This is a genomic window from Marinomonas flavescens, from assembly GCF_004352835.1.
GTDB lineage: Bacteria > Pseudomonadota > Gammaproteobacteria > Pseudomonadales > Marinomonadaceae > Marinomonas > Marinomonas flavescens.
Genome location: NZ_SJSB01000001.1, coordinates 281,376 through 296,143 on the forward strand (window position 1 = coordinate 281,376; position 14,768 = coordinate 296,143).

Consider the following 14,768-nt stretch of genomic DNA (forward strand, 5'->3'; position numbering starts at 1 on the left):
TATCCTAGCGCGCTAACAGCGAGTCTTTGTGTTTGTTGAAGTAAATAAGCGTGTGTCGTACGCCTTTAACCACGGCACGAGGGGTAATAGTTGCCCCGGTGAATTGATCAAACACACCGCCGTCTTTTTTGACATTCCAGCCAGCTAAATCCGGGTTTCCAATGGAGCGATTATTAAATTCTAAAATCCATTTGGATTTTTTCAGATCGACTTTATCGCCAAGGCCAGGGGTTTCTTGTTGGCTGATCACGCGAGTGCCGGTGACCACGCCGTTTTTATCAATTGCGACCAATAAGCCTAAGCTGCCATTATAGCCGCCGGGTGCGATGGTATCGAAGATGATGGCGCTAACGTCACCGTCTTTACGAGCGATGTAGATTTTTGATGCTTTAACACTGCCCAGCAGAGGATCAGCAGGGATCATTGCTGTTGATTTAGTCAGGTCGTTGTCGTACAAATCAGGAGGCAAAATTTCATTAAACGCCGCGACTTGTGCGGCAATCACATTGTCTTTAATAGTTTGTTCAGTGACCAAATGAATAGTGGCAATAAGACCTGCTGTGAGCACCGCAAAGATCCCCAAGCCAAGACTATTACGACGGATAGAAGCGAATAAATCCATTAGTTATCTTCCCCGATTTTTAGGCCTTTTTTGGCTTTTTGGTGGCCATAAGTACGCGGTTGAGTGTAATAGTCGATCAGTGGAGCGGCAAAGTTCATTAACAAAACGCCAAACGCAACGCCGTCAGGGTAACCGCCCCATGTACGAATAATATAAATAAGAATGCCAATGCCGGCGCCGTAGACTAGTTTTCCGCGGTTACTGGTACAAGAAGACACAGGATCTGTGGCAATAAAGAAGGCGCCAAACATGGCGGCCCCTGTGGTTAAGTGAAACAGAGGTGTCGCGGCATGGCTTGGGTCAATAAGATAAAAAGCGCCCGCAATCGCCGCCAATGCGGCTAGCAATGCGGCCGGTGTGTGCCAGGTAATGACGCGCAACCACAACAGCATAACGCCGCCCAATAGGTAAGCGCCGTTGATCCATAACCAGCTGTTTAAGCTTGCTGTTTGTAACGCATCTATGGTGTTAAAAGCCTCAGCACTTGGCAACTCATTCTTGTGCTTGAAGGCATCTAAAGGCGTCGCCATGGTGTAGCTGTCGATGTTTGGCAGATGTTGGAAAATGGCTTGTAGGCTTTGGCTAAAGGTTGGAATCGCCCCAGAAGAAAGTAGCTCATGAGCGCCTACCCATTGGGTCATGGGAACTGGGAACGACACCAACACAATGGCGTAACCGACCATGGCGGGATTGAATGGGTTGTTGCCCAAACCGCCATACAATTGTTTAGCAAAAATAATCGCAAAGGCGACGGCGGTAACCGTGACCCACCATGCGACTGTCGGTGGTAGCGCAATGCCCAGTAACACGGCGGTCAAGAGCGCGCTGTAATCCTTTAAGAAAAACGCCACGGCGCGACGGCGTATGGATAAAATTAAAGCTTCGGATGCCAATGCAGCAATAGCAGCAATCACGATATTGATAATGGTGCCCCAGCCGAACAACCAGGTCTGCATAGCGATGCCAGGAACAGTAGCGAGAATCACCATGAGCATGACCCAAGAAGTGCGTCGCCCTGCGCGTTGTGTGTGTGGGGATGTAACCCTCAATAATGCCATCTAACGATTCTCTTGCGTGTTATCTTGCGAAGGAGTGAGCTGAGCCTGTAATTGAGTCAATTGGGCTTCAGCGTCTTGTTGCTTTTGCTTGGCAGCGGTGATTTCAAGTTGAATGCTGTCAGCGTCTTGTGGTGAGTCGGCTAAACGCTTGTTCAATTTATTGATCTGCGCCTTTGCCAATGCCGCCGCAATTTTTTGCTTTTTAATGTGTTCCGCGTTGCGTGCTGTCTCATCCGAGGCAGGCGCACTGGCGGCTGGCGCGGCAGAAGAGGCTACCGTGGTTGGATTGGCCAAGGCTTTTTCAAGGTCGTCTGCGCGTTTTTGCGCGTCTTGAAGTTGCTGGCGAATGGTGTCTAACTCAGGTGAGTTTAAGTCTTCTGCTTTTTTCAGTGCTTTTTCTACTTTCTTCACCGCCGCTTTGGCAATGGCTGTGTCGATTTTGAGTTTTTTCAGTTCATCACCCGCGCTGGCGGTAGCAGCAGGTTGGGCCACTGGAGCCTGACTGGTAAGCGTGGCTAAACGCGCTTGCGCCTCGCCAAGTTCCTTTTCAAAGCCTGCAACTTTTGCTTGAAGTTCACTGTCATCTGGCGCGTCAGCCAGTTGTTTTTGTGTTTTTTTCAGTTTCACACCCAGTAGAGCAACGTCTACTTTGGCTTTTTTCAGCTCATCACTGACGGCAGCCTTGGGTGCAGCGGCTTTTGGTGCTGTGCTGCTGGCTGGTGCGTCTGCCGCAAGTTTGCTGAGTCGAGCTTGAGCATCGGCGAGCTCTTTCTCAAAGCCTGCTACTTTCGCTTGTAACTCAGCGTCATCAGGAGATTCAGCCAATTGCTTTTGTGTCTTTTTCAGTTTTGTTCCGCTCAGAGCCACATCGACTTTGGCTTTTTTAAGTTCGTCACTGGCTGGGGCTTTCGGAGACGCAGCTGGAGCGGATGCGACGGCTTTTGTAAGCTGTTCTTCTACTTTTGCCAATTGTTCTTCTAATAGAGCAACGGCTTTCTCTTGCTCGTTAGCTTGCAGTTGCAGTGTGCCTATCTCTTCTGTGTGCTCACTTTCTTGTGCGGCAAGGAGCTGTTTTTGCAGTTTTTTCAGTTTGGTCTTAGCGATTGCTAGATCAATTTTTAGTTTTTTACTGTCGTCACCAGCCGGCGTTGCCGTTGCTGCGGCCGCAGTAGCAGGTGTTACTTTAGGCGCGACTTTTTTGCCGTCAGTCGTTTTGTTGGCCGAGGCTTTTTGGCGTGCGACGCGTTTTGCTTCTTTTTCAGCGGCTTCGGCATCTTGGCGCGCTTTACGAGCTTCAAAGCGTTGTTTCGCTAAATCGGATTTTACGGCGGCTTCGCGCGCTTCACGAATGCTGCTCTTAGTGTGGCGGTAGTACTGAACCAAAGGAATGCTGCTTGGGCAAACATAAGAGCAAGCGCCGCATTCAATGCAGTCAAACAGATTATAGTGCTCTGCTTTTTCCAACTCTTGGCTTTTACTAAACCAAAGCAATTGCTGTGGCAATAAACTGGCCGGACAGGCTTGTTCGCACATGCCGCAGCGGATGCAGGCTTGTTCTGGTGCAGGCTGTGGTAATTCTTTTTTGCTGGCGGCCAACACACAGTTGCTGGTTTTAACGATAGGCACATTGGCGGAATCTAGAGTGAAGCCCATCATAGGGCCACCCATCACAAGGCGCTTAAGCTTTTTACTGTCGTTTTCGGCGTAATCCAGCAAGTGACTAATCGGCGTACCGAGCAGCACCTCCACATTCTGTGGTGCTTTTAGCACATCACCGGTGAGCGTGGTAAAGCGTGAAATAAGGGGTTTGCCTAGGAAGATGGCGTCGTGTACGGCAACACAAGTCCCCACGTTTTGGCACAAGATACCAATGTCAGCAGGGTATTGGCCACTTGGCACTTCTTTACCCGTGATCAGTTGGATCAGTTGTTTTTCGCCACCAGAAGGGTATTTGGTTGGTACGACAGCCACTTGAATCGTGCTAAGTCGATCGCTTAATACTTTATTTAATTCCGCGATGGCTGTGGGCTTGTTGTCTTCAATACCAATGATGACTTGTTCTGCTTCCACTAGGTGTTGCAGGGCTTCGATGCCGAGCACCAACTCAATGGTTTTTTCGCGAATGAGCATGTCATCCGCGGTAATGTAAGGTTCGCACTCTGCTGCATTGATAATAAAGTGGGTCAGCGGGTGTTTGTGAGCGCCTTGTAATTTTACTTGAGTCGGAAAGCCTGCGCCGCCCATGCCGACAATGCCCATTTCAGCCAAATAGGCTAAAACATCGGTTTTGCTTAGGGTATTCCAGTGTTGCAATGGCGTTAGCGTGTCCCACTGTTCTTCACCATCTGGGGTGATGACAATACAAACGTCGCTCAAGCCCGAAGGGTGCGCGATAGGGCGCTCTTCGATGGCCTTGATGGTGCCAGAGGTCGGTGCGTGCAAAAAGCTGCTTAAAAAACCATTGTTAATGGCGATCGTTTGGCCTTTTAGTACCTTGTCACCCACATTGATAAGAGGGCGCGAGCTTTGGCCGATGTGCTGACCAAGTGGCAATATCAACTCGTTTGGTAAACTAGGTCGACCCAGCGGTAGACGCAAGGATTGTGCTTTGTTTTCCGGCGGGTGAATGCCGCCGTGAAAGGAAAATACTGTCGCAGTTTGCATTAGTGCACTACCTCCGCTTGGCGGTCAGTCGCAATGATGCTACCAGGTTGCGCGGCAATGCCTTGGGGTTTGTCCCAAGACCAAGTTCGTGAGGTAACGCCTACTTCTACCATATCAATACAATCTACAGGGCAAGGTTCTACACATAAATCACAGCCGGTGCATTCGTCAGCAATCACGGTGTGCATCTGTTTCGCGGCGCCTAAGATGGCGTCTACAGGACAGGCTTGAATGCATTTTGTACAGCCAATGCATTCGTCTTCGCGGATCACAGCAACGCGTTTGGCGGTTTCTGTGCCGTGGTCGCCATCCAGTGGAATGGCTTCTACATCGAGTAAATCTGCCAATGCTTGAATGGTGGCTTGGCCACCAGGCGGGCAATGGTTGATCGCTTCGCCATTAGAAATCGCTTCAGCGTAAGGGCGGCATCCAGGATGGCCACACTGACCACATTGCGTTTGCGGCAAAATGGCATCGATCTGATCAACGATAGGGTCACCTTCCACATGGAAACGCACATTGGCGTAACCTAGGATGGCGCCAAAAATTAACGATAGGACCAATAAGATCCCGACAGCAATTAACACGGTCAGCATAAATGGCTCCTAAATTTGCACTAGGCCAGTAAAGCCCATGAAGGCTAATGCCATCAGGCCTGCGGTGATCATACCAATGGCTGAACCTTTGAAAACGCCCGGCACATCGGCGACATTTATGCGTTCGCGCATGGCAGAGAAAAGGATCAGCACAAAAGAGAAGCCAACCGCTGCACCAAAACCATAAAGGATGGATTCAACAAAACCGTTTTGCTTGCTGGTGTTTTGCAGCGCAACACCAAGCACCGCACAGTTCGTGGTGATCAGAGGTAAGAAAATCCCCAATACACGGTACAAGATCGGGCTGGTTTTATGGACCACCATTTCGGTAAATTGAACCACCACAGCAATCACTAGAATGAAAGAAATGGTTTTCAAATACTCTAAGCCAAATGGCTGCAGAATATAGGTATAAGTGAGATAGCTACAAAGACTAGAAAGCGTTAACACAAACGTGGTGGCTAAGGCCATACCGATTGATGTTTCTAGCTTGCTAGAGACGCCCATAAAGGGGCAGAGGCCTAAAAATTGTACCAATACGAAGTTATTAACCAGTATGGTGCTGACCAGTATCAAGAGATAATCAGTCATCTCACGTCCAAAATATAATCGATGAATTCACAGAAGTAGACACGCATAAAGCGAGTGTCATGCGCGACGGTAACTATACCAAGCTGCTTATAACTAACAAGACTAAATAGTCACTTCGGTTAGTGTAATTTAGAATATAGATAATAAGCTATGATTATATAAGCTCACTTTATGAGACTAAAAGAGACAACTGGCTTTACTTATTTAGAGCCAGTTGTCGAACTTTTAATAGAGTGCCTTTACATCACGCGTTGGCCAGGTTTTGCGCCAGCGTGTGGCTCAAGCAAGTAGATCTCATCTTTGCCTGGTCCTGCGGCGAGTACCATGCCTTCTGATAAGCCAAATTTCATTTTACGCGGCGCTAGGTTTGCGACCATCACAGTCAACTTGCCTTCCAAATCTTCTGGTTTGTAAGCAGACTTAATGCCAGAGAATACGGTTCGGGTTTCACCACCAAGGTCTAACGTTAGTTTAAGCAACTTATTGGCTTTTTCAACGTGCTCTGCTTTGGCAATCAGCGCGATGCGCAAATCCACTTTTGCAAAGTCATCAAAATTGATTTCCGCTTCAATTGGCTCTTTAGTAAGTTCCGTTTCTTCAGCAACCACGGCTTCGGGCTCATTGGCTTTAGCAGCTTCGGTGGCCGCTTCTTTGCCTTCTTCGATCATGGCGTCGATTTGTTTTTGCTCAATGCGACCCATCAAGGCTTTAAAGGTGTTTACCTTAGTGCCAAACAAGAGCTCGCTGCGGTTATCCCACGTCAGCGTTTTGCCAAGGAAGGTTTCGGCGTCCGCGACCATGTTTGGCATAACTGGTTTCAGGTAAGTCGCTAGGATGCTGAACAAGTTGAGCGCAACAGTACATACTGCTTGTACTTGTGGCAGAGTGGCTTCGTCTTTCGCCAATACCCAAGGTGCTTGGTCAGCAATATAGGTGTTTGCGACATCCGCAAGGCGCATGATTTCGCGTACCGCTTTGCCGAATTCGCGCGTTTCAAAGTGTTCGGCAATCACATCGCCTGCGTCAATGAAAGATTGAATCATTTCACCTTCGCTCACTTCTGTGGCCAGTTGTCCGTCAAATTTCTTATTGATGAAGCTAGCTGTACGGCTAGCAATGTTAACCACTTTGCCAACGACGTCTGAGTTTACGCGTTGTACGAAGTCTTGCAGGTTTAGATCGATGTCATCGACGCTTGAATTCAATTTAGCGGCGAAGTAGTAACGCAAATACTGAGGGTCTAAGTGATTCAAATAAGTACGCGCCATAATAAAGGTGCCGCGCGATTTAGACATCTTAGTACCATCAACGGTCACATAGCCATGGGCATTGACGCCTGTTGGTGTACGGTAGCCCGCGCATTCCAACATTGCAGGCCAGAATAGGGCATGGAAGTTGATGATGTCTTTACCGATAAAATGGTACAGCTCAGCGTCGGAGTTCTTTGCCCAGTAGTCATCGAAGTTTAAACCTTCGGTGCGATCACATAGGTTTTTGAAGCTCGCCATGTAGCCGATTGGGGCATCAAGCCAAACATAGAAGTATTTACCCGGCGCATCTGGGATTTCAAAACCAAAATACGGCGCATCACGGCTGATGTCCCATTCTTTTAGGCCAGACTCTAACCATTCTGCCAATTTGTTAGCAACTTGATCTTGCAGTGTGCCACTGCGAGTCCATTTTGCTAGGAAGTCTTGGAAATCTGGCAATTTAAAGAAGTAATGCTCAGATTCTTTTTCAATCGGCGTTGCACCGGAATAAACCGAGCGTGGGTCGATCATTTCCATCGGTGTGTAAGTTGCGGAGCAGACTTCACAGTTGTCGCCGTACTGGTCTTCTGCTTTACATTTTGGGCAGGTGCCTTTGATAAAGCGATCCGCAAGGAACATTTCTTTTTCAGGATCGTACGCTTGCACGATAGAGCGGACGGAAATCTTGCCGTTGTCACGCAGAAGCTTATAAATGTGATTAGAAATTTCACGATTTTCTTCTGAGTGAGTCGAGTAGTAGTTATCATAGCCAATCAAGAAATCGTTAAAGTCGGCCGTGTGGGCTTTGCGTACGCCGTCGATCAATTCTTCTGATGTGATGCCTTGTTGGTCCGCTTTTATCATAATGGCGGTGCCGTGTGCATCATCGGCACAAACGGCGGTACAAAGGTGGCCGCGAAGTTTCTGAAAACGCACCCAGATATCCGTTTGGATGTGTTCCAGCATATGCCCTAAATGGATGGGACCATTTGCATATGGAAGGGCGCTGGTAACTAAAATTTTGCGTTGCGTTTGTGCCATTAGTGATAAGCCTGCTGGAGTAAAAGGTCGAGTATTCTATCAATAGGAAGGCATCGCTGGATATATCGCGATGTAAGGGCCAAGTCGACGCGTGCTAAACAAGTCGAAGCGCACTAAAAGAGCCTAACCATTGATAACGAAATAGATCCCGTAATTATAAGAGCCCCTCTGTGGTGTGCAATAGCTTGACTTGCTTTTCTGCATTTTGCCCCCACACTTGGCACATATTCTAGAAAATTTTATGAGAACGACTTATTAAAAAGTCGGTTGTGCTTGTTTATGAGCGGTTATTGAACAGCCTATAAACAGTGCAGCTGCTTTGTTGGAGAGAAAAATGCAAACCGATGCCCAAATACAGGCTCAATTAGAAACACTAATCGATCAAAATAGCGGTCAAGCGTATGGCGCTGTATGGCAAGTTACAGGGGATTCAAGTCGTTTACATCTTACTTTGAGTTTGGGTTACCCTGCGCAAACTGAACAGGCGCAATTAAGTGCACGCATTCAAACGTTATTGGCAGACTCTCGTGAATTGATTTTGGAGATTGAACACCGCGTAGAAAGTCAGGCAACACAAGGGAATATCCCAGGCCTCACAGGGGTAAAAAATATTATTGCCGTTGCTTCTGGTAAAGGCGGAGTGGGTAAATCGACTACCACGGTCAATCTTGCGCTGGCGATGGCGAAAGAAGGCGCGCGCGTGGGTATTCTGGATGCCGATATTTACGGGCCGAGCCAAGGTATGATGATGGGTTTTGCGGACGGTACTCGTCCGAAAATACGCGATGAAAAATATTTCATCCCTCCGGTAGCGCATGATGTTCAAGTGATGTCGATGGCATTTTTAACCACTAAAGATACGCCAGTAGCGTGGCGTGGGCCTATGGTGACGGGCGCGTTAATGCAGATTTTGACGCAAACTGATTGGAGTGACTTAGATTATTTGTTCATCGATATGCCGCCGGGTACGGGGGATATTCAGTTAACTTTGGCGCAAAAAGTGCCGGTTGCAGGCTCAGTAATTGTTACCACTCCACAAGATATTGCGTTATTAGATGCGCGTCGCGGCATTGAAATGTTCAATAAGGTAAATATTCCTGTATTGGGTGTGGTGGAGAACATGTCGACACACATTTGTTCGAACTGTGGACATCATGAAGCCATCTTTGGTGACGAAGGCGGTGCGAGTTTGGCGAAAGAATATAATGTCGATGTATTGGGTAAATTGCCATTAAGTTTGGCCATTCGTAAGCAGAGTGATGCGGGCAATCCTGTGGTAGTGAGTGAGCCTGAAAGCGAAGCCGCCGGCATTTATCAGTCGATTGCGCGTAAGCTTGGTGCTACTCTTGCGTCCCAACAAGATAACCAGTTTACAATGCCTACCATTGGCATGAGTGACGATTAAGGAATAGCAATGCGTTTGTGTGACCGAGATATCATTAAAGCCTTAGACGAAGGTAGCATCACCATAGAACCTCGCCCCGATAATAGCGTGATTAGCGGCGTCTCCGTGGACCTTCGATTAGGGAATTCCTTTCGTGTGTTTCAGGGGCATCCGGCGCCGTATTTGGATCTTAGTAGTTCGAAAGCAGATCTGAATAAAGTCATCGAGTCTGTGATGAGTGATGAGATTTTGGTCGATGACGGCCAGCCATTCTTTATTCACCCGGGTGAGTTAGTGTTGGGCGTTACCAAGGAGTCTGTGACCTTGCCAGATAATTTGGTTGGTTGGTTAGACGGGCGTTCTTCTTTGGCTCGTTTAGGTCTGATGGTACATGTAACCGCCCATCGGATTGATCCAGGTTGGAGCGGCGGCATCGTTTTAGAGTTCTTAAACGGTGGCAAATTACCCATTGCACTGAGTCCTGGTATGACCATTGGTGCGATTAATTTCGAAACCATGTCTGGTTCTGCAGAGCGTCCTTATAACAAGCGCGACAATGCTAAATATAAGAATCAGACGTCAGCCGTTGGCAGCCGAATTTCTGGTGATCAAAACTGATGTTACTCGTTTTTCATTGAAAGAGGCTCCGGCCTCTTTTTTTGTATTTCATGTTTACTTTATTAATAAAAATACTAAGTAAGCATAAGGTTGCGGCGCATTTTTTAATGATTTTTTGGTGTGCGGCTAAAAACTGGTATATCTTGATAGTGTAAGGCTGCACTGGTCTTCGCCTTGGGTGTGCAAGGTTTTATGTTTTCTTTTGAATAGTGAGTGTGAGTTTTTATGCTAAAAGTCATCCAGCTTCTATCCATACTAATCGTCCCTTTTTATTTACTAGGTTGCGCGTCTGGCTCCTATGAATTAACGGGAAACAAGCGTCCCGCTATTAAACCTGAGCAGGTCACTATTTTTTCTCATAAACCTGATTTTACTTACGAAAGATTGGGTAAAGTGAAGGCGTCGAGTGAAAAGGGCTTTTCTGATGCCGGACGGCTGGAAAAGGCTAAAGAAGAGTTAAAAGATCAAGCCGCCAAAATTGGTGCTAATGGCATTATTTTAGACAGTATTTCAGAAGGTTCTTTTCAAAGCTTAGGGACTGGCTTGGGACTTTCACTTGGGACGGGTGGGCTAGGAGCCTCAATTGGTTCTGGTTTTTCTTTGCCAAAAGCGAAAGTATCAGGCGAAGCCATTTTTTATAGCGAGCCAGTCGAGAAAAGCCAAGAGCTTGTTCAATAAATAGGTGCTTACTTCTTTTACACATGGGTTTTCTAATGATATGGGTTATTAGTTGAACGGCTGGAACATCACCCGCTCAAAGTGGTTGATGTTCAGTGTATTTTGTTTTGATAGGTGCGTGAGAGGCGGAGTCTTATATGAGAGTCAGTGAATGCATTCACCTTCCTGATATTTTAGAGTTGATGCTCGATGCTGTCTGCGTGGTTGATCGTGCGGGCAATTTTGTTTTTGTCAGCGCCGCGTTTGAAGACATGTTTGGCTATACGCCGGATGAAGTAATTGGTAAACCGATGGATATCATGCTGTTTTCAGAAGATGTAGAAAAAACTCATGAGGTGGTTGAGCATCTTTTAAAGGGAGAATTAAAGCCTCGCTTTGAGAATCGTTGGGTGCATAAAAGTGGTCGTGTTGTTCATGTTTTATGGTCTGCTCGATGGTCGGAAAAACACCAGTACCGCATTGCAGTTGCCCATGATATTACTGAGCGTAAGCAAATGGAGGCGCGCTTAGAGCGTATGGCGCGTCATGATCCTTTAACCGATTTGCCTAATCGTTCGTTGTTTTTAGATCGTTTACAAAATGGATTAAATCGAGCCCGTCGCGAAAAGACCCTGCTGTCTTTACTGTTTATCGACATAGATGGTTTTAAAGAAATTAATGATGATTATAGCCATGCAATGGGTGACAAACTCTTGCAAGCGATTGCCGGTCGCTTGGTTTTGAGTGTGCGCGAATCGGACAGTGTTGCTAGGCAAGGCGGGGATGAGTTTCTGGTATTGCTAAATGGTATTAGCGTAACGAACGACAGCGATAAGGTAGCAGAGAAAATTCGTAAGGAAATTGCCGCTCCGTATTTCTTAGAGGGTTTTGAATTCAATGTAACGGCGAGTATTGGTATTGCTCATTATCCTGAGCATTCCAATGATGTGTTGGCTTTGATTCAACATGCGGATCATGCTATGTATCAATCCAAGCATGCCGGAGGTAATCAAATTTCTGTGTTTACCTTGTAGCGCTCGTTGGGTTGTTAGTTCCCATGTTGTTTGTCACTCGTGCTTCATTCTTTTTATATCTCGCCTTTTGAGCTCTCTTAAATCGTTCAAATACGCAAAAATACTGAAAATAATTCATTTACGGGCAATGCTCTTTCTGATTCGCTTTCTTGCGGCACTAATCTGATTTACTATCGTTCATCATCGGGTGGGCTTTTTATACTAGGAGAGCTTTTTACCCGTTTATCAAGGCGATATTAGATCGTATTCATCTTACTTAATAGGACACAATAATGGCGGCTTTTGGTAGCGTGTTTTTGCCTAAGATGGCAATGACAACATTTGAAAATAATCAGTGGAGTAAAGCTGAGCTTGTTTCTGCAGAGAGTATTCAGTTACACCCAGGTGCTCATGTTCTACATTACTCAAGTACTTGTTTTGAAGGCTTAAAAGCATTTCGTCATGCAGATGGAAGTATTCATGTTTTCCGTATGGATCAAAACATCAATCGTTTTGCTCAAAGTAGTGAATTGCTGGCTCTACCAGCTATTGATAAAGAACAAGTCTCTCAAATGATTTTAGATTCAGTCGCTGCCTTTGCGAGTGATGTGCCAGAGCCACCAGGATCTTTGTACATTCGTCCTACTCATATTGGTACTGAAGCAGCGATTGGTAAGGCTGCTGCGCCTAGTATTGCTTCAATGCTGTACATTTTATTGTCTCCTGTTGGAGATTACTTTACGGGTGGCGTGAAAGCATTGCGTTTGCTTTTGGAAGAAAATGGTATGCGTTGTGCACCACATATGGGCATGATTAAAAGTGGTGGTAACTATGCCAGTGCACTTGGCCCAACAATGAAAGCCAAAGCAGAAGTGCAAGCGGACCAAATCTTGTTCTGTCCAAATGGTGATGTACAAGAAACAGGCGCGGCGAATTTCTTGCTAATCGATGGCAATGAAATCATCACCAAAGCGCTGGATTCTAGCTTCCTTCATGGAGTAACACGTTCTTCTGTATTGACCTTGGCAGCTGATCTAGGGATGACGGTTACTGAGCGTGATATTACGGTTACTGAATTGCTTGAGCGTGCGGCAAAACCGGGTGTTGAAGCGGCGTTGTCTGGTACGGCGGCCGTACTAACGTCTGTAGGTACTTTTATACATAATGGCGAAGACATCAAGGTGGGTTCTGGTGAACCTGGGCCGGTTGTTGAAAAATTGCGTAAAGCATTGAATGACATTCAATGGGGCAATGCGCCAGATACGCATAACTGGTTAACAAAAATCGCTTAACTTGCGTGCATAAAATCGTGTTATAAAAAAGGCTAGAGGTCGTGTTCTCTGGCCTTTTTTTATGTTTTTTTAACCGTCGTAATCAACATCAGAAAAAAGGTGTGATATATGGGTAAAACCGCCGTGGTAATTGGCGCGACTGGTTTAGTTGGGCGTGCGCTGGTGGATCAGCTCGCGAGCATTGAATCGATTGATAGAATCGTAACCTTAACGCGCCGAGCTGTGTCTCATCCAGCGGCTAAGGTGGATAATCTACTGGTGGATTTTGATCGGCTGGAAGAGTATGAAGCGTATTTTAAAGCGGATATCTTGTTCTCTTGTTTGGGTACCACATTGAAACAAGCGGGATCGCTTCAGGCGCAGAGAAAAGTCGACCTTGATTATCAGCTGAATGCCGCGAAGCTCGCCCTTAAACAAGGCGTATCACATTATCTTTTGGTGTCTTCAAGTGGTGCAAATGCCAGCAGCAGAAGTGCTTATTTATGTATGAAAGGTGAGCTTGAAGATCAAATTAAAGCGTTGCCTTTTCCTCGTGTCAGTGTCTTTCAACCATCTTTGTTGTTGGGGGAACGTGCGGATTTTCGTTTGGCTGAGACACTGGCAAGTTGGTTGACTCCGGTGATTGCGGGGTTGCCTTGGTTGCGCCGTTATCGACCAATACTAGGTTCGGAGGTGGCGATGAAAATGGTTCAAGTGAGTCAATCCGCAGGGAGTAAGTTCGAATTGTTCACGTTGAGCGACGTTTTTGTCGATTAGAGTATTTGTTTTTGAGTATCGGCATTTTTCTTGCTTGGTATTATGGTTACTTACTGTATTAACTATTCTAAGGTCATTATGAAAGCGTTATTAAAAAAATTATGTTCACCGCTATTGGTGTCTTTTGAGAAAGGTGAAGGCGAGTATGTTTATAAGGACTCGCATAGAAAAATATTAATCATAATGGGACTGTTGTTTCTTGCTATCTCGCTCGCCTCTTTGTTTTTAGCGATTAAATTTACGGAAGCAGGTGGGATTATTCCAATCGTTGTTTTTTTAGGTGTTGGTTTAGTTTGTGAAATAGTGGGCTTTCTAGGCAGTGATCGCGCTGTTTCTAAAATTTGGAAAAATAAGTAGCAGACTCGAATCTATTAAAAGCAAAAACTCGTTGGGATTAACGCTTAACACAAACAAAAATGGCATTACCTGAAACCTTGTTCCATGGTGTTATGCTCTCGTAATTATGCTCGAAAACATGGATGTCGAAATACGGTGTTAGTAATGCTTCTAATTCATCAAAATTGAGCGCCACCATGGGGTGTTCGTCTTGCCAGGTGAGTGTTTGTTGGTCAGTGGTTTTGTCGATCCGCACATTGAGTGTTTGTTTTTCGCTATCACCGACATAGTGCCAAGCGGAGCTAAAATGAAACAGATCTTGATCTTGTTGCACGCTGTGTTTGGCAAACAGGGTATTATCAATCTGACGTTTGTCCACTACGTTAAAATAAAATACTCCGCCGCTGGCGAGCGCTTGATATGCGCTGGTTATGCAGCCTTTTAAGTTATTTAAATCCCCGCTGTAATGAATCGAATACAAGAAGCAGGTGATTAAATCAAACGTTTCTTCCGTATAAAAATCACACATATTGCCTTGCGCAAAATTAGCATCAGGACAACGTTGTTTGGCGATGTCTAACATGGGCTGATTAATGTCTAAACCACGACAAGTGAAGCCGTTTTGCGCTAGGTGAGCGATGTGAGGGCCAGTGCCGCAAGCTAAATCTAAATGCTGTTTTCCACCATTGCCAAAAATCTGATGAAGGCGCTGAGCGCTGCTACTTTGACCTTGATAGTCAATGTCGGCACACATGAGGTCGTAATAACCAGACAAGTCAGTGTATAACGCGTTATAAGACATAATTACCTTGCTAGGTGCCATGTAACCTATAGTGACAACGGCGATGAAAAAACAGTGGCGCATAATATATCAAGCGCCGCCCTTTGCG

At 46.1% G+C, this 14,768-nt stretch carries 14 protein-coding genes; 7 read left to right on the top strand and 7 right to left on the bottom strand.

The window, feature by feature from the left end; genetic code table 11:
- Positions 1 to 4: 4 nt before the first annotated feature.
- The 6 genes from rsxG to metG all read right to left on the bottom strand — a co-directional run bounded on the left by rsxG (position 5) and on the right by metG (position 7,822).
- Positions 5 to 622: an electron transport complex subunit RsxG gene (gene rsxG, locus E0D70_RS01255; RefSeq protein ID WP_133010442.1), complete on the bottom strand. Its 618-nt coding sequence runs from the start codon at positions 620 to 622 to the stop codon at positions 5 to 7.
- Positions 622 to 1,680, bottom strand: a complete 1,059-nt coding sequence (gene rsxD, locus E0D70_RS01260) for an electron transport complex subunit RsxD (protein WP_133010443.1) — start codon at positions 1,678 to 1,680, stop codon at positions 622 to 624. The genes rsxG and rsxD overlap by 1 nt, the downstream gene beginning before the upstream one ends.
- Positions 1,681 to 4,344, bottom strand: coding sequence for an electron transport complex subunit RsxC (rsxC, locus tag E0D70_RS01265; RefSeq protein ID WP_133010444.1), 2,664 nt, complete (start codon positions 4,342 to 4,344; stop codon positions 1,681 to 1,683). It abuts the gene before it with no gap.
- Positions 4,344 to 4,940, bottom strand: a complete 597-nt coding sequence (rsxB, locus tag E0D70_RS01270) for an electron transport complex subunit RsxB (RefSeq protein ID WP_133010445.1) — start codon at positions 4,938 to 4,940, stop codon at positions 4,344 to 4,346. Before rsxB ends, rsxC begins: the two co-directional genes overlap by 1 nt.
- A gap of 9 nt (positions 4,941 to 4,949) precedes the next feature.
- Positions 4,950 to 5,531 (bottom strand): electron transport complex subunit RsxA, encoded by a 582-nt coding sequence (gene rsxA, locus E0D70_RS01275; protein ID WP_133010446.1) that lies wholly within the window; start codon positions 5,529 to 5,531, stop codon positions 4,950 to 4,952.
- A 239-nt stretch (positions 5,532 to 5,770) separates the two neighbouring features.
- On the bottom strand, positions 5,771 to 7,822 hold the full coding sequence (gene metG / locus E0D70_RS01280) for a methionine--tRNA ligase (protein WP_133010447.1): 2,052 nt from the start codon (positions 7,820 to 7,822) through the stop codon (positions 5,771 to 5,773).
- A gap of 334 nt (positions 7,823 to 8,156) precedes the next feature.
- Between metG and apbC the strand changes: the two genes are divergently transcribed.
- The 7 genes from apbC (at position 8,157) to E0D70_RS01315 (ending at position 13,899) form a co-directional block, all read left to right on the top strand.
- Positions 8,157 to 9,227, top strand: coding sequence for an iron-sulfur cluster carrier protein ApbC (gene apbC / locus E0D70_RS01285; protein WP_133010448.1), 1,071 nt, complete (start codon positions 8,157 to 8,159; stop codon positions 9,225 to 9,227).
- 9 nt (positions 9,228 to 9,236) lie between these two features.
- Positions 9,237 to 9,824: a dCTP deaminase gene (gene dcd / locus E0D70_RS01290; RefSeq protein ID WP_133010449.1), complete on the top strand. Its 588-nt coding sequence runs from the start codon at positions 9,237 to 9,239 to the stop codon at positions 9,822 to 9,824.
- Positions 9,825 to 10,049: 225 nt separating this feature from the next.
- Complete coding sequence (locus E0D70_RS01295; RefSeq protein ID WP_133010450.1) at positions 10,050 to 10,502, top strand: DUF4156 domain-containing protein; 453 nt, start codon at positions 10,050 to 10,052, stop codon at positions 10,500 to 10,502.
- A 137-nt stretch (positions 10,503 to 10,639) separates the two neighbouring features.
- On the top strand, positions 10,640 to 11,515 hold the full coding sequence (locus E0D70_RS01300; RefSeq protein WP_133010451.1) for a diguanylate cyclase domain-containing protein: 876 nt from the start codon (positions 10,640 to 10,642) through the stop codon (positions 11,513 to 11,515).
- A 272-nt stretch (positions 11,516 to 11,787) separates the two neighbouring features.
- Positions 11,788 to 12,786 (top strand): branched-chain amino acid aminotransferase, encoded by a 999-nt coding sequence (locus E0D70_RS01305; RefSeq protein WP_133010452.1) that lies wholly within the window; start codon positions 11,788 to 11,790, stop codon positions 12,784 to 12,786.
- Positions 12,787 to 12,894: 108 nt separating this feature from the next.
- On the top strand, positions 12,895 to 13,542 hold the full coding sequence (locus E0D70_RS01310) for an NAD-dependent epimerase/dehydratase family protein (RefSeq protein ID WP_133010453.1): 648 nt from the start codon (positions 12,895 to 12,897) through the stop codon (positions 13,540 to 13,542).
- 78 nt (positions 13,543 to 13,620) lie between these two features.
- Positions 13,621 to 13,899, top strand: coding sequence for a hypothetical protein (locus E0D70_RS01315; protein ID WP_133010454.1), 279 nt, complete (start codon positions 13,621 to 13,623; stop codon positions 13,897 to 13,899).
- Between the two features lie 37 nt (positions 13,900 to 13,936).
- Here the strand turns inward: E0D70_RS01315 and E0D70_RS01320 are convergent, their stop codons facing one another.
- A complete protein-coding gene (locus E0D70_RS01320) occupies positions 13,937 to 14,680 on the bottom strand; it encodes a class I SAM-dependent DNA methyltransferase (protein ID WP_133010628.1) in 744 nt (247 codons plus the stop codon).
- Positions 14,681 to 14,768 lie beyond the last annotated feature (88 nt).

What these genes read in the sequence shown, in the direction of transcription:
- rsxG (WP_133010442.1), bottom strand. Translation starts at nt 622, where the DNA reads ATGGATTTATTCGCTTCTATCCGTCGTAATAGTCTTGGCTTGGGGATC.
- rsxD (WP_133010443.1), bottom strand. Translation starts at nt 1,680, where the DNA reads ATGGCATTATTGAGGGTTACATCCCCACACACACAACGCGCAGGGCGA.
- rsxC (WP_133010444.1), bottom strand. Translation starts at nt 4,344, where the DNA reads ATGCAAACTGCGACAGTATTTTCCTTTCACGGCGGCATTCACCCGCCG.
- rsxB (WP_133010445.1), bottom strand. Translation starts at nt 4,940, where the DNA reads ATGCTGACCGTGTTAATTGCTGTCGGGATCTTATTGGTCCTATCGTTA.
- rsxA (WP_133010446.1), bottom strand. Translation starts at nt 5,531, where the DNA reads ATGACTGATTATCTCTTGATACTGGTCAGCACCATACTGGTTAATAAC.
- metG (WP_133010447.1), bottom strand. Translation starts at nt 7,822, where the DNA reads ATGGCACAAACGCAACGCAAAATTTTAGTTACCAGCGCCCTTCCATAT.
- apbC (WP_133010448.1), top strand. Translation starts at nt 8,157, where the DNA reads ATGCAAACCGATGCCCAAATACAGGCTCAATTAGAAACACTAATCGAT.
- dcd (WP_133010449.1), top strand. Translation starts at nt 9,237, where the DNA reads ATGCGTTTGTGTGACCGAGATATCATTAAAGCCTTAGACGAAGGTAGC.
- E0D70_RS01295 (WP_133010450.1), top strand. Translation starts at nt 10,050, where the DNA reads ATGCTAAAAGTCATCCAGCTTCTATCCATACTAATCGTCCCTTTTTAT.
- E0D70_RS01300 (WP_133010451.1), top strand. Translation starts at nt 10,640, where the DNA reads ATGAGAGTCAGTGAATGCATTCACCTTCCTGATATTTTAGAGTTGATG.
- E0D70_RS01305 (WP_133010452.1), top strand. Translation starts at nt 11,788, where the DNA reads ATGGCGGCTTTTGGTAGCGTGTTTTTGCCTAAGATGGCAATGACAACA.
- E0D70_RS01310 (WP_133010453.1), top strand. Translation starts at nt 12,895, where the DNA reads ATGGGTAAAACCGCCGTGGTAATTGGCGCGACTGGTTTAGTTGGGCGT.
- E0D70_RS01315 (WP_133010454.1), top strand. Translation starts at nt 13,621, where the DNA reads ATGAAAGCGTTATTAAAAAAATTATGTTCACCGCTATTGGTGTCTTTT.
- E0D70_RS01320 (WP_133010628.1), bottom strand. Translation starts at nt 14,680, where the DNA reads ATGTCTTATAACGCGTTATACACTGACTTGTCTGGTTATTACGACCTC.